Origin of the sequence: Hyphomicrobium zavarzinii ATCC 27496 (genome assembly GCF_000383415.1) — a bacterium.
In the GTDB taxonomy this organism is placed as follows: Bacteria; Pseudomonadota; Alphaproteobacteria; order Rhizobiales; family Hyphomicrobiaceae; genus Hyphomicrobium_C; species Hyphomicrobium_C zavarzinii.
The window spans coordinates 169,084-182,060 of sequence record NZ_KB911262.1; the positions used below are offsets into that span (position 1 = coordinate 169,084).

General features: G+C 62.7%; 13 protein-coding genes and 1 tRNA gene. 9 read left to right on the plus strand and 5 right to left on the minus strand.

Annotated features, from left to right (window positions below; translation table 11 throughout):
- Positions 1–2 precede the first annotated feature (2 nt).
- A complete protein-coding gene (locus F812_RS0119480; RefSeq protein WP_020087660.1) occupies positions 3–653 on the plus strand; it encodes a class I SAM-dependent methyltransferase in 651 nt (216 codons plus the stop codon).
- Between the two features lie 8 nt (positions 654–661).
- Here F812_RS0119480 and F812_RS26195 read toward each other — a convergent pair whose 3' ends face one another.
- Together F812_RS26195 and F812_RS0119490 are read right to left on the minus strand one after the other, a co-directional pair.
- Positions 662–1,687 carry a DedA family protein gene (locus tag F812_RS26195; RefSeq protein WP_020087661.1) on the minus strand — a complete coding sequence of 342 codons (1,026 nt, stop codon included), beginning with the start codon at positions 1,685–1,687 and terminating at the stop codon, positions 662–664.
- A 101-nt stretch (positions 1,688–1,788) separates the two neighbouring features.
- The gene (locus tag F812_RS0119490) at positions 1,789–2,241 is read right to left on the minus strand and encodes a hypothetical protein (protein WP_156827556.1); all 453 of its coding nucleotides are present in this window, start codon (positions 2,239–2,241) and stop codon (positions 1,789–1,791) included.
- Positions 2,242–2,386: 145 nt separating this feature from the next.
- On the opposite strand from F812_RS0119490, the gene F812_RS0119495 reads away from it, so the two are divergent.
- The 3 genes from F812_RS0119495 (at position 2,387) to F812_RS0119505 (ending at position 4,546) form a co-directional block, all read left to right on the plus strand.
- A complete protein-coding gene (locus tag F812_RS0119495) occupies positions 2,387–3,355 on the plus strand; it encodes a quinone oxidoreductase family protein (protein WP_020087663.1) in 969 nt (322 codons plus the stop codon).
- Between the two features lie 26 nt (positions 3,356–3,381).
- Entirely contained in the window at positions 3,382–4,014 is a 633-nt protein-coding gene (locus F812_RS24765; RefSeq protein ID WP_020087664.1) for a glutathione S-transferase N-terminal domain-containing protein, read from the plus strand.
- 262 nt (positions 4,015–4,276) lie between these two features.
- Complete coding sequence (locus tag F812_RS0119505; protein ID WP_020087665.1) at positions 4,277–4,546, plus strand: SEL1-like repeat protein; 270 nt, start codon at positions 4,277–4,279, stop codon at positions 4,544–4,546.
- A 60-nt stretch (positions 4,547–4,606) separates the two neighbouring features.
- On the opposite strand, the gene rpoH is transcribed toward F812_RS0119505, so the two are convergent.
- Together rpoH and F812_RS0119515 are read right to left on the minus strand one after the other, a co-directional pair.
- Positions 4,607–5,494 carry an RNA polymerase sigma factor RpoH gene (gene rpoH, locus F812_RS0119510; RefSeq protein WP_020087666.1) on the minus strand — a complete coding sequence of 296 codons (888 nt, stop codon included), beginning with the start codon at positions 5,492–5,494 and terminating at the stop codon, positions 4,607–4,609.
- A gap of 248 nt (positions 5,495–5,742) precedes the next feature.
- Positions 5,743–6,867: an RluA family pseudouridine synthase gene (locus F812_RS0119515; RefSeq protein ID WP_020087667.1), complete on the minus strand. Its 1,125-nt coding sequence runs from the start codon at positions 6,865–6,867 to the stop codon at positions 5,743–5,745.
- A 138-nt stretch (positions 6,868–7,005) separates the two neighbouring features.
- Between F812_RS0119515 and F812_RS0119520 the strand changes: the two genes are divergently transcribed.
- From F812_RS0119520 to F812_RS24770, 5 genes are all read left to right on the plus strand, one after another.
- A complete protein-coding gene (locus F812_RS0119520) occupies positions 7,006–7,419 on the plus strand; it encodes a hypothetical protein (protein WP_156827557.1) in 414 nt (137 codons plus the stop codon).
- 114 nt (positions 7,420–7,533) lie between these two features.
- Positions 7,534–7,609: transfer RNA gene (locus F812_RS0119525), tRNA-Glu, on the plus strand.
- A gap of 142 nt (positions 7,610–7,751) precedes the next feature.
- Positions 7,752–8,000 carry a hypothetical protein gene (locus F812_RS26685; protein ID WP_156827558.1) on the plus strand — a complete coding sequence of 83 codons (249 nt, stop codon included), beginning with the start codon at positions 7,752–7,754 and terminating at the stop codon, positions 7,998–8,000.
- Between the two features lie 6 nt (positions 8,001–8,006).
- A complete protein-coding gene (locus F812_RS0119530) occupies positions 8,007–9,056 on the plus strand; it encodes an efflux RND transporter periplasmic adaptor subunit (RefSeq protein WP_156827559.1) in 1,050 nt (349 codons plus the stop codon).
- Positions 9,057–9,065: 9 nt separating this feature from the next.
- The gene (locus tag F812_RS24770; protein WP_051113884.1) at positions 9,066–12,200 is read left to right on the plus strand and encodes an efflux RND transporter permease subunit; all 3,135 of its coding nucleotides are present in this window, start codon (positions 9,066–9,068) and stop codon (positions 12,198–12,200) included.
- A 78-nt stretch (positions 12,201–12,278) separates the two neighbouring features.
- On the opposite strand, the gene F812_RS26690 is transcribed toward F812_RS24770, so the two are convergent.
- Positions 12,279–12,623 (minus strand): hypothetical protein, encoded by a 345-nt coding sequence (locus F812_RS26690; RefSeq protein ID WP_156827560.1) that lies wholly within the window; start codon positions 12,621–12,623, stop codon positions 12,279–12,281.
- Between the last annotated feature and the right edge of the window lie 354 nt (positions 12,624–12,977).

The window sequence follows — 12,977 nt, forward strand, 5'->3', positions numbered from 1 at the left end:
CCATGGTGGATGCCGCCGCCGAAATGGACGCGATCTATCGCCTGCAGCGGCACATCTACGACGCGTCCCGTAAGTACTATCTCCTCGGCCGAGACGGACTGCTGGATACACTCGACGTTCCCTCGGGCGGAAGCGTTCTGGAAGTGGGCTGCGGCACGGGGCGCAACCTCATTCTGGCGGCCAGGCGCTATCCTTCCGCGCGCTTCTTCGGCTTCGACGTATCGGGTGCCATGCTGGAGACGGCGGCGGCCTCTGTCGCCAAAACGGGTCTCAGCCGGCGCATCACGCTCGGGCAGGCGGATGCCTCGCGTTTCGAGCCCAGGGACCTGTTCGGCGTGGATGGCTTCGACCGGGTGTTCATCTCGTATGCGCTGTCGATGATCCCGCCGTGGCGAGAGACGATCGACCGCGCGCTCCATGCCGTCGCTCCCGGGGGATCGCTGCATATCGTCGATTTCGGCGAGCAAGGGCGGCTGCCAGGTGCTTTTCGCACTGGGCTCAGAGCGTGGCTCCGGAAGTTTTCGGTGGAGCCCAGGGCGGAGCTCGAGGCGGAGCTTCGGCGGGTTGCTTCGGAGACAGGCGCGTCCCTGTCGTTCGAGCGGCCGTTCCGCGACTATGCGTGCTCCGCCATTCTGCGGAAACCCTCGGCCTAGAACCCGTCTCAGGCGCGTGCGGTGAAGTATCCGATGACGAGGGCGGGCGCGAGAAGGGCTGCCGACCACGCGAGGGCGGAGACGGCGCTCACGGCGACGAACGGCAGCACCGGACGCTCCAGCGCGCCGATCTCGAGGGGCACGAGGCCGCGGTTGAAGCCCTGGAACTTGCTGAGGATCAGGCTCAGGTAGCCGTGTCTTTCGGCGAAGGCGCGCGCTTCGACGTGCTGCTTCTGGGTTGCGGAGAACGGCCACGTGGCGATGCGGTCCTCCTTGTGGAGGATGCCTTTGTAATAGGCGTAGAAGTCTCCGACGAAGGCGCCCGCTGCCGCCGAGAGGCACATCAGCGGGAAGTTGCCGTTTCCGATCACCATGAGCGTGCCGAGGCCGAACACGAGGATCAGCGTGGGTACGAACAGGATGGGGCGGGGGATACTGTGGGCCACCGCCAGCAGGAACAGCGCGGTTGCGACCGCATACTCGTGAGCGGCGAGGAAGCCCAGCACCTCGGTCTTGAAGGTGACGAGAAAGAAGGCGGGGGCGATCACGCCGGCCGCCCAGATGAACGCGCTCAGAATGTTGGCGATCTGGAACGGCAGCTCGCGCATCCGGAACATGCCGGCGACGACCGGCAGCACGGCGCGCACGGGGCCGAAGAAGTGGCCGAGGAACACGCCGAAAGCGCCGTATTTGTCGAAGAACTCCTCGGCCTGCGTTATGAGGTGGGGCCGGGTGCTGAACGGCCAGATCTTGTGCACGCTATCTTTGAAGTAGCGGCCGATCCAGAAGGAGACGGCGTAGCCGAGCGTGCCGCCTAGACCTGCCGCGATGATGGCGGGGGTGAGCACCGAGACCTCTATGCCGCTGGCAGCGAGCAGGGCCGCGATGCCTGCGAGAATGGCCGTGCCGGGTATCAGAAGGGAGAGGAAGCAGAAGCTTTCGCCGAATGCGACGAGGAACGCGATCGGTGCCGCCCAGTTCTCGTGCTCTCTGACGAAAGTCACGATCGTGTCGACAACTGCCTCAAGTGCCATTGGCAAACGTCTTTCATGTCATGAGGGCCGGGCGAGGGGCTCGCCGCATGGAGGGCGGTTTGTGGCTCCCTATGTGGGGAGGAAATCCAGTTTGGCCAGGGTCAGGCCTTCTTGCAACGCCGATTGAGCTCGGCCTGCAGCTCGCGGCCCACCTCGCCTGCCAGCATGGCGCTGCGGGAAACCTGGGCGGGTGTCAGGCGCGTGCCCATGCTCGCCAGGCTTGTGCGCGCGGTGTCGGCCTCCAGCTTCCCGCGCTTCAGCTCGTCGCAGGAAAGCTCCTTCTTCTTGGTCTTGTAGGCGAACAGGCGCACGCCGGACGCGTAGGCCTCGGGCGTGGGGCTCTCGTGGACCCAGCTCCGGGATTTGTCGTCGACCATATGGCGCAGGGTGGCTTGCCGGCGGCTGATGCATTCGGGTGAGTCGTCCACGCAGCCGAGGCCCGCACGTGTCTCGATCTCCGGTCCCGCGCCGATTGCGCAGGCTCCCAGGGCCAATGCTCCCGCGACCACAGCCAAGTGCGCCGCAATTCGTGTGGCGGCGTGGCACATGCTCATTTCCGGCCTCTTGTGATCACTTGAGGGAGCCAATAGAAGGCAGCCGTGGCAGGGTCAAGGCAGTCTCCTGGCGCCCGAAGGGCCATATCCGGCGAGGCGAACCCGAGCGACATCAATTCTCAATCCGTTTCATGGAGTTGCTCAAATGGTGCATGGGGTGCGCGTGCATGCCGTCGGCGGTGCGGATCGTCTGACTTGGGAGCAAATCGAGGTTGGCGTGCCCGGCCCGGGACAGGTGCGAATCAAACAGCGCGCCGCCGGATTGAACTATATTGACGTATATCATCGCTCCGGTCTCTACCCGCTCGCCACTCTGCCGGCCGTGATCGGCATGGAGGGGGCGGGCGATGTGGTGGCGCTGGGGCCCGGCGTGACGTCGCTTTCGGTTGGGGATCGCGTTGCCTACGCGGGCGTGCTCGGGGGCTATGCCGAAGAGCGCCTGATCGACGCCGACCGGCTTGTGAAGCTCCCCGACGGGATCGCTTACGAGACGGCTGCGGCCATGATGCTGCAGGGCATGACGGTGCGCTATCTACTTAGGGAGACTTACAACGTCGGCCCCGGAACGGTGCTGCTGTTTCATGCTGCGGCGGGCGGCGTTGGGCTGATCGCCTGCCAATGGGCCCGTGCACTCGGCGCGACGCTGATCGGGACCGTCAGCACCGACGAGAAGGCGGAGCTGGCGCGTGCGCACGGCGCTGCCCATGTCATCAACACGTCGCGCGAGGATTTCGTGGCGCGCGTGCGCGAGATCACCGGCGGCGAAGGCTGCCACGTCGTTTACGACAGCATCGGCAAGGATACGTATCCGCGTTCGCTCGATTGTCTGCGCAGGAAAGGGCTTTGGGTAAGCTTCGGCAATGCCTCAGGCCCGGTGCCGCCGTTCGAGCTCACGGCGCTCAAGGGTTCGCTGTTCGCGACCCGGCCTTCGCTCATGGCCTATACGGCGACGCACGCGGAACTCGACGCAAACGCACAGGATCTGTTCCGGATGGTGCTGTCGGGTGTGGTGAAGATCTCGGTCAACCAGACGTTCGCACTCAGGGATGCCGCCGACGCTCATCGCGCGCTCGAAGCGCGCAAGACGACAGGCTCCACTGTGCTCACAATCTAGCTACGGCTCTATCTGGGGGGATTCCAATGGCGCAAAAGCCGATCGACTTCTATTTCTGGCCCACACCGAACGGGCACAAGATCCGCATCATGCTGGAAGAGTGCGGGCTGCTCTATCGCATCAAGCCGGTGGACATCAACAAGGGCGATCAGTTCAAGCCCCGCTTCCTCGCGATCTCTCCCAACAACAAGATGCCGGCCATCGTCGATCCGGACGGCCCGGGCAAAGAGCCGATTTCGATCTTCGAGAGCGGGGCCATTCTCCAGTATCTCGGACGCAAGACCGGGAAGCTCTATCCGAAGGACGAGCGTGGCCGTGTGCTGGTGGACCAATGGCTGTTCTGGCAGGTGGGCGGTCTTGGTCCGATGGCCGGGCAGGCGCACCACTTCCGCCATTACGCGCCGAAGAAGGTCGCCTACGGCATCGAGCGCTACACCAAGGAAGTGACGCGGCTCTACGGCGTGCTCGACAAGAGGCTCAAGGGCCGCAGCTACATTGCCGACGACTATTCGATCGCCGACATCGCGTCCTATCCCTGGATGGTTCACTGGCAGCGGCAGGGCCAGAACATCGACGATTTTCCGCGCGTAAAGGCTTGGCTTGCGCGGCTTGCCGAGCGCGAGGCCGTGCAGCGCGGGCTTTCGAGCGCTCTTGCGTGACGTCTCCGTCAATCTTCCGGCATGGTTAGCCGGAGGTTACGGAATTCGTTAAACTTGAATTTCCCGGTGACCGGAAGTCACCCGATTGGCTCGAAACGAGTCGCCGGGAAAGGCGTTCTTTTCGAAACGCCTGTTCCCTCGTTTACCGCTTTTCATCGCAGTCGGACCTATCGTTATCGTCAAGAGGCCCACGTTCGCGGCTTTTGCGGCGGATCGGCAGGGGCTCGGAGTTCGACCGATAAGTGCTCAGAGGTAAACAGGAATGGCACGTTTTGATTTTTCGGCCGAGGACGTCGTAGACGGCTCGGCGCAGGTGGACGGGGCGGATGCCCTTTTCCAGCTGGGGCTTATGTATTGCGCGGGACGGGACGTGGAAATCGATCTGATCCAGGCGCACAAGTGGTTCAACATCGCGGCGCTACGCGGCAACCAGGCCGCCAAGAGCTATCGCCAGGAAATCTCGCGCGAGATGACCAAAAAGCAAATCGCGGCCGCCCAGAAGAGCGCCCGCGAGTGGCTTCAGCTTCACTAAGGTCGCTCCGCTTTCAGGCGGAACGACCTTTGCTGCTCATTTGATTCTTGCCGACGTGCTTCAGCTCACGTCGCCGGTTTCGAGACGCGATGCGTTCTGCACCGCCTTCTGCACCTTCTCGAAGGCGCGCACCTCGATCTGGCGAATACGCTCGCGCGAGACGCCGAACTCGCTGGAAAGCTCCTCGAGCGTGACCGGATCTTCCGCAAGGCGACGTGCTTCGAAGATGCGCCGCTCGCGGTCGTTCAGCGTCGAGAGGGCATCGCTGAGATAGGACTTGCGCCGTCCCATCTCCTCCGTTTCGACGAGCTGCTCCTCCTGGTCAGGGGTGTCGTCCACCAGCCAGTCCTGCCACTCGCCGGATTCGGAATCCGCGCGCACCGGAGCGTTCAGCGACGCATCGCCGCCGAGGCGCCGGTTCATCGAGACGACGTCTTCTTCCGACACGCCGAATTTCTTCGCGATCGACTTCACGTGCTCGGGCTTGAGATCGCCTTCCTCGAGCGCCTGGAGCTGGCTCTTGGCGCGGCGCAGATTGAAGAACAGCTTCTTCTGGGCCGCGGTGGTGCCCATCTTCACGAGGCTCCACGAGCGCAGGATGTACTCCTGGATCGAGGCGCGGATCCACCACATGGCATAGGTCGCCAAGCGGAAGCCGCGATCCGGCTCGAAGCGTTTGACCGCTTGCATCAGGCCGACGTTGCCCTCGGAGATGACCTCGCCGATCGGCAGGCCATAGCCGCGGTAGCCCATCGCGATGCGGGCGACGAGGCGAAGATGCGAAGTGATCAACTCCTGCGCCGCATCCGGATCACCGTGCTCGCGCCAACGCTTGGCCAGCATGTATTCCTGATCGGGCTCGAGCATCGGAAAACGGCGGATCTCCTCGAGATACCGAGAGAGGCCACCGGAGCCGCCAGCAATCGTCGGAAGAGTTTTTGTTGCCATTTGTCTCAAACGCTCTGGCCGGGTTGACCAGCCAGTTTACGCTCCCCATCTCAGGAACTGGAGACGCTGCCGTCTCCAGATCCGCTTTCCCTTCCGTTGGCGGAAGGGAGTTGTCTCGCGTTCTGCCGGGCGATCGACCGGCTTGTCCGCTTTGTCTTCTACGTCGTGTCTCAACGTTTAGATCGCTTAGGAGTTCGACACTCCGAACCTTAACGCAACCTTATCCCCGAATCCGTCTGCCGGGCTAATTACCGATTGGAAACGTTGCGCTTCGCCTTGCGTTTCGGCGCTTTTGGCGGTTCGGACAGTGTTGGTTTCAGGGCCGCATAAAGGGCTTCCATGTCGCTTGGTCGCGAACTTGTGAAGTGAAGCGGGCGGTGCGTGACCGGATGTTCGAAGCCCAGCTCCTCGGCGTGAAGCGCTTGGCGGCCTAGGTTTTCCAGTGCTTCTCCGGCCTTTTCCGGCAAGCGCCGCGTGCTCGATTTGAAGCCCGCGCCATAGACTGCATCGCCCATTACGGGATGGCCGATATGGGCGAGATGCACGCGGATTTGGTGAGTACGCCCGGTTTCGAGTGCGACCTTGAGCCGAGACGCCAAGGGCTTGCCGTCAGGTCCTGTAAAGGACTCCACCACCTCGTAATGCGTGACGGCGTGTCGGCCATGCTCTCCACGCAGAACGGCCATGCGTGTGCGGTTTGTCTGGCTGCGGCCGAGATTGGCATCGATGGTTCCGCTTTGGCGGAGGGGAGCGCCCCACACGAACGCTTCGTATGTGCGCACGAGCCGTCCATCGGCTCCGTGAGAGGCGAATTGCTCGGCGAGACCTTGATGCGCGACGTCGCTTTTGGCGACGACCAGGAGGCCGGATGTGTCCTTGTCGAGACGGTGGACGATGCCGGGCCGCCTTACGCCTCCGATCCCGGAGAGTTCGTCTCCGCAGTGGGCGATGAGGGCGTTGACGAGCGTGCCGCTCGCATGACCGGCAGCCGGGTGGACGACGAGGCCTGCGGGCTTGTCGATGACGAGCAGGTGCTTGTCCTCGTAGACCACGGCGAGCGGGAGCGCTTCGGGCGCCGGGCCTGCCGGTTCCGGTGGCGGGATCGTGATCTCGTAGCTCTGGCCGGGCCTCACTTTGGCGCCTGGATCTGTGGCGGTTCCTTGCGGACCTTGGACCTGCCCCTTGCGGATGAGAGCCTGTATGCGGGCGCGGCTCAGCCCTGCCAGGCTGTCAGCGAGAAAGCGGTCCAGCCGTGCGCCAGCAACGTCCTCGGAAACGGTGAGCGTGTGGGAGCCGCTGGGCGGGGTTACCGCCGCGCCTTCGGCTTCGTCGATCTCGCCTTCGTCGTCCAACTCGTCGTCTTGGTCGATCATCGGCTGAGGTCCTTGCGCTTTCGCGGCGTGCTTTTCTGTCGCCTTGGGACAGGGGAAGCTGTTAGACGTTCCGCTTGAATCCAGACGATGGGGGAGGCTCTGCGGGATGGCAGCGCGATACGGAAGGACATCGGCGGCATGACCCAGCCTGCGAGCGATCCGGCCGCCGGTGAGGCCGACGAAACGGCCGTGCGCAAGCGTACCGAGCGCCTCCTGGTTTTCATCGTGTCGTTTCTCGGCCTGCTCATCATTGCCGGACTTACGGCCGTCGTCCTTCGGATCATCTATCTCTCCTCGACGCCCTCGGCACCACGGGAGGGTCAGGAAGCCACTCAGGAAGCCACTCAGGAGACTCCTGCGGCAGCGGCGCTCCCGTCACAGGACCGGCTCGATCTGCCGGCGGGCGCGGTCGTCAAGTCCGTCTCGTTAAGCGGGGATCGCCTTGCCGTCCACTACGAGGCGCCCTCTGGGGCCGGAATCGCGATTTTCGACCTTGCCAGCGGGGCCGTGGTGCGCCGCGTTGAGGTCTCCCCCGGGGCGGGCGGGCGCTAGGGCCGGTGCCGGCGCCCGCGCGGCCGTTTGGCTCATGGGGAATGTGCATTTGGGCGAAGTTCGTCCTTGATCGGCGGCCCGGCCTCTCCTATAGGTGGCGTCCTTCGGAGAGCAGCCCCGTTCGTCTAGTGGCCTAGGACACCAGCCTCTCACGTTGGTAACAGGGGTTCGAGTCCCCTACGGGGCGCCAAGTCGATCGACGCTAACTTCCTGAAATGTCGCACAAAATTGTGGGACGGGAGGGGTGTGGCGTAGCCGCGAGGGCTTGATACGTCGACATATGAGTCGACAATTCATCCGTCCATCTTGCCGCAAGGAGCGGAAGGACGGACATGGCGAACAAGCCCAAAGAAGCTCAACCCATCAATCGTAACGGCTACTGGTACTTGGTGCGCCGCGTGCCCGAGGCCCTCGTTCCGCTCGATGGGCGAAGAACGGTGATCTGGAGTACCGGCGTCGCTGTTCATCAGGACCCGAGGGCCGTGTGGGCACGGGTGCTCGTGCGGCAGCCCCCGCAAGCTACTGGGGGACTGGTCAATGGCACGTCGATCGGGCATTCTTCCCTAAAATTATGGGAATAAATCCCGATGGAAGCGCTTAGGTCTGGTTTTCGTGCGGTTGTGTGCATCGCGACGCTTGCCATTGCCGCGTGTGATCAGCCGCGATCTGAGGCCTACAGCCCCGAAGCCGAGATCAACTTCAGACCGGTAACGGCAGTCGTCACGCCCGCGGAGATGGCTACCAAAATCTCCGGCATCGCGACGCTCCTTAGTCCTGACCCTCTCACTCAGCTCAACGCCGAGATTCGCGCGGCAGAGATTGCTCTTGGGTTCAGCAAACGGACTGTGGACCGTTTCAAGGGAACGACCTCCCTCGGCGAGCATCGTCTAGACAATGCCGAGCGGCAGGCCGCAACAGACGCGACGCAGGTCGCGTTGCTCGAACTCAAATTGCGCAACTCTTGGGGCGAGTCAGCGCCATTCCTAGCGGCCGGGAAGCGCCAAAACCTCGTCGATGAGCTTTCTTCCGGCAAGACGACGCTGGTGCGGCTCGATTTCCCGCGCTCCGACGAGCGTGGGCCAAAAAACGTGCGGATTGTTGCCCTCGGTGGGGGCGAGGAGACACCCGTGACAACGGTGTGGCCGGCGCCTTCGGGCAGTCTTGCCATGCCCGGCACCTCGTTCTTCGGCATCATGGCGACCGGCCCCGGCTTAAGACCCGGCGATCGGGCCAAGGTCAATGCCGAGCGAAGTGCAACGACGGCCGGCGTGATCGTGCCGGCCTCGGCCGTGGTGGTTTTTGCTGGCGATTCCTGGTGCTACATTGAGGGCAAGCCGGGCGAGTTCGAGCGCCGCCGTATTACGCTTACGACGCCGGTCGCCGACGGTTACATCACCAACGAGTTTGCTCCAGGAACGAAGGTCGTCGTGGAGGGTGCGTCCGCCCTCCTATCGCGTGAAGCCGACCCCGCTTCGTTCGACGATGATGACGACGACGACCGCGGGGACGATGCCGGGTCGCGCGCCAAGCCTGCGGCTCGCGACAAGATGCCTGCTCAGGAGCAGGACGGGACCAAGGACGACCACGGCTCGCCGCTCGCGAGCTCGGATGCCAATTCCAACTCAGATCCCGACTAGAGCGCGCCAATGGATGCTATCATCCGATGGTCTGTCCGCTACCGAGTGGCCGTGGCAGCCCTTTCCGTCGTGTGGCTGGTCGCCGGAGTGCTCTTTACGCTCAACGCGCCCCTGGACGTCTTTCCTGAGTTCGTGCCGCCTCAGGTGACCATCCAAACGGAAGCGCCGGGTTTCGCACCGGAACACGTCGAGCAAATCATCACGCGGCCCATTGAAGCAGCCGTAAACGGTGCGCCTGGCATTGAGTCAATGCGTTCGGAGTCCGTTTATGGGCTGTCGGTTGTGTTGATCACCTTCACCGAGGACGCCGATCCGCTCACGCTCCGGCAGGGCATATCGGAGCGGCTGGCCACGCTGACTGGAGAGCTCCCAGAGGGGGTGCAGCAGCCGAGGCTCACGCCGCTCACCTCGAGCACGATGGATGTCCTCAAGTTCGGCTTAGTCTCGAATGTGGTCGATGCCTACACGCTGCGCGACATCGCGGACTGGACCATCAATCCGCATCTTCTGTCTCTGTCGGGTATTGCGCGCGTGACGGTCTATGGCGGCGCAGTGCGGCAAGTGCAGATCCAGCCCGATCTCGACCGACTGGCGGGTCTCGGCATTTCGCTCTCCGAACTCATGGAAGCCGGCAGGGCCGCAGTGGCCTTGCGCGGCGGCGGCACCATCGACACCCGCTCGCAGCGCATAACGCTCGATGCCACGCCGCCGACCCCGGATCCCGAGAAAATAGCTCAGGCCCTGGTCGTGATGCAGGACAACGTACCTGTCACGATTGGGCAGGTGGCAAACGTGACCATCGGACCGATGGTGCCGATCGGCGACGCCACCATCATGGGCAAGCCCGGCGTCCTTGTAACGGTCTCAAGCCAGTTTGGGGCTAACACCTTGAAGGCAACGGAGGCTGTGGAGGCCGCGCTCTTGGACCTCAAGCCGGCGCTCGAGAAGCGCGGCATAGACGTCATCCTGCTCCACCGGCCTGCGTCATTCATCGAACGGGCGCTGGGGAACCTCGAACACGCGCTTGCGCTTGGTTCTGCACTCATCCTGTTCGTGCTTTATGCCTTCCTACGGAGTTGGAAGGCGGCACTGATTTCGTTTCTCGCCATTCCTCTATCGCTGCTGGCTGCCATCGTGGTGCTGGCCGAGTTCGGGCAGACGCTCAATACGATGACGCTCGGCGGCTTCGCCCTTGCGCTCGGCGTTCTCGTCGACGACGCCATCATCGACATTGAAAATATCATGCGCCGGCTTCGCCTCGCCAAGGCGGAAGGTCGCACGGACGATCTCGCCACTATCGAGGAGGCCTCGATCGAGATTCGAGGTTCGATGTTTTACGGCACACTGGCCGTCATTTTCGTGTTCCTGCCCATCCTCTTCACTGGTGGCGTCCAGGGACGCTTTATCGGACCGATGGCGCTCACCTTCATCATTGCTGTCATTGCGTCCATGGTTGTGGCCCTCACCGTCACGCCGGCGTTGTGCGCCTTGATGCTCACCGGCGAGGAGACGAAGGAGACCCCGCGCCTGCTAGAACGCATGAAGGACGTGCAGGCTCGTTGCATGAGGGCAGTGCGGAGGCACTGGGGGCTTACCGTGGCCGCACTGATCGCTGCATCCGCTGCTGCGGTCTCTGTAGCCCCCTTTCTGCGCAGCGAGCTCATCCCGCAGTTTCGTGAGGGGCACTTCGTCATTCAAATGACAGCGGCGGCGCAGGGGACGTCTGTCGCTGACGTGGCTGCGACAGGGATCCGCATCTCAAACGAACTTCTCAAACTGCCGTTCATTCTTGCTGTCGGACATCAGATCGGGCGAGCCGAGGTGGGCGAGGATACCTGGAGCCCAGACAAGAGCGAGTTCCATGTCGAGTTGACCGCCGAGCACGAGGAGACGGAAACCGAAGCGCAAGACATGATCCGGAAGGTTCTCGAAAGATTCCCCGAGGTGCGCACCGAGGCAATGACCTTCCTTGGCGACCGTATCAGTGAGACCCTGAGCGGCGAGACAGCGCAGATGGTCGTCAATCTCAGCGGCCCGCAACTCGAAGCTCTTGAATCGGCGGCTGATCAGATTCAACAGGCCGTCGCGTCGATCGAGGGCGTGGAAGACCTGCGCATTCCTCGCAAGGCAAAAGTGCCGACGGTTTCCCTCTCGCTCGACAATGCGGCGCTGGCTCGCTATGGCCTCACGGCACAGGACGCGCTCGATGCCGTGCAGACGGCTTTTGCCGGCACGACGATCGGGCAGACCTACGTTGGTGCCCAGACGGTGGACGTTGTCGTAATCCTGGCGCCAGCCGAGAGGGATCGCGTAGAGCAGCTCGCGAACTTGCTCATTGGCAACTCCAAGGCTCGTGTGCTTCTCGGCAACGTCGCCTCCATAAAGATCGCTGAAGGACGCTCCAACATTCAGCATGAAAGCGCTCAGCGCCGGGTCACCGTGAATTTCAACGGCTCGGAGGAGCGCTCGCTTCGCGATATCGTCGCCGATGTGAAAGCTCGGATTTCCGAGCTCAAGCTGCCGCCCGCCGTCTATGTTTCATATGCGGGGCGCGCCGAGGAAGAACGCGCCGGACAGATCCGCCTGGCGTTCTTGACCGCCATCGCGATCGGGCTCGTAGTCATCGTGCTGGCGCTAGCGTTCCGGAGGCGCGCGCTCGCCGCGGTGCTATTGGTCAACGTGCCGTTCTGTTTGATCGGAGGAATGGCTGCCATCGTCGCGAGTGGGATAGGGCTCACGCTGGGCAGCCTCGTTGGACTGGTCACCGTGTTTGGGATCGGGGCGAGAAACTCGGTGATGATGCTGGCTCATGTCGAGCATCTCGTCGACAACGAGGGCCGTCCTTGGTCGGCAAGCACCATTCATCTCGCGGCGGCGGAGCGATTCGCACCTGTGTTCATGACGGCGCTGATGGCGGCGCTCGGCTTGGTGCCTCTCGCCTTGGGCCTCGGCCGGCCTGGTCATGAAATCGAAGCGCCGATGGCTATCACCATCCTTGGTGGCCTCGCCTCGGCAACCTTCCTCAACCTCGTGCTGCTGCCGGAAACGGTTATCAGGCTGCAATCCTGGCTTGGTCTTGGCAGCGACGCGACAATAGCGGCCGAGACGCGTGACCTGACCTCAGCAGGGGCGGAAAAGAGATAGCACGTTACTCGTCTTACGAACCGGTTGCGCGGCTAGCCAGCTAGCTCTGACCCTCACCGTAGACCGTGCAAAGGTACCCTATGATTGGCGATTTATCGGATCGGGCCGCGCCGGCAAAAGCGTCTTGAAACTAAGCGCCTTGGTCTCGATCGCTGTCCAAGACGCAAATCCAGCTAGTGGTGCCAGAACCAAGGCCGCGAACATGTTCGCAGTGATGCTCATGCTTGGAAAAGCAACCATCAGCGACTGTTGGATCGGCCAGCCGTAGAGGTAGGTGCCGTAAGAAATATCGTTGTGCTGTGTCCACCTGCCGAGTGCGCCCCAAGGCAGCCGTTCAATCTCGGTCAGCACGCGGTCAACGGTAGCAGCACGGAACAGTACGCGGGGATCAACCTGCGCTTCGATTGCAAAAACGAAACGCACTTCGGCGTCGGCGGCGCCTTTGGTCTGACCGATGACAGCGAGGATGCAATTTTGCGGTTAACCGCCGGCTATGAATTCGAGTGATTAGTAGGGCGCTGTAACTTGTTTGGCACGCGAGCGATTGGCCGTGCGCCTTGTCCCTAATTCGCATGACGCAGCGGATTTCTCCTTCGGAAGGGCGCCTCACCGCATTATCTGTGCGAACGTCGCTAAGATTCACGGTTTGACAGTCACTGTTTCGATCATCGCCGCACCCGAAGGGCGAAGGAGTACTTCGTCACGATCGACGGAGTGATGGCAAGGCAGGTCACTACAATTTTTGTGGCAACGTCCGCTTTCTCGGCACGACGGTCA

Bases quoted from the DNA above. Each gene is read 5' to 3' on its own strand.
- F812_RS0119480 (WP_020087660.1), top strand. From the start codon at position 3: ATGGTGGATGCCGCCGCCGAAATGGACGCGATCTATCGCCTGCAGCGG.
- F812_RS26195 (WP_020087661.1), bottom strand. From the start codon at position 1,687: ATGGCACTTGAGGCAGTTGTCGACACGATCGTGACTTTCGTCAGAGAG.
- F812_RS0119490 (WP_156827556.1), bottom strand. From the start codon at position 2,241: ATGAGCATGTGCCACGCCGCCACACGAATTGCGGCGCACTTGGCTGTG.
- F812_RS0119495 (WP_020087663.1), top strand. From the start codon at position 2,387: ATGGTGCATGGGGTGCGCGTGCATGCCGTCGGCGGTGCGGATCGTCTG.
- F812_RS24765 (WP_020087664.1), top strand. From the start codon at position 3,382: ATGGCGCAAAAGCCGATCGACTTCTATTTCTGGCCCACACCGAACGGG.
- F812_RS0119505 (WP_020087665.1), top strand. From the start codon at position 4,277: ATGGCACGTTTTGATTTTTCGGCCGAGGACGTCGTAGACGGCTCGGCG.
- rpoH (WP_020087666.1), bottom strand. From the start codon at position 5,494: ATGGCAACAAAAACTCTTCCGACGATTGCTGGCGGCTCCGGTGGCCTC.
- F812_RS0119515 (WP_020087667.1), bottom strand. From the start codon at position 6,867: ATGATCGACCAAGACGACGAGTTGGACGACGAAGGCGAGATCGACGAA.
- F812_RS0119520 (WP_156827557.1), top strand. From the start codon at position 7,006: ATGACCCAGCCTGCGAGCGATCCGGCCGCCGGTGAGGCCGACGAAACG.
- F812_RS26685 (WP_156827558.1), top strand. From the start codon at position 7,752: ATGGCGAACAAGCCCAAAGAAGCTCAACCCATCAATCGTAACGGCTAC.
- F812_RS0119530 (WP_156827559.1), top strand. From the start codon at position 8,007: ATGGAAGCGCTTAGGTCTGGTTTTCGTGCGGTTGTGTGCATCGCGACG.
- F812_RS24770 (WP_051113884.1), top strand. From the start codon at position 9,066: ATGGATGCTATCATCCGATGGTCTGTCCGCTACCGAGTGGCCGTGGCA.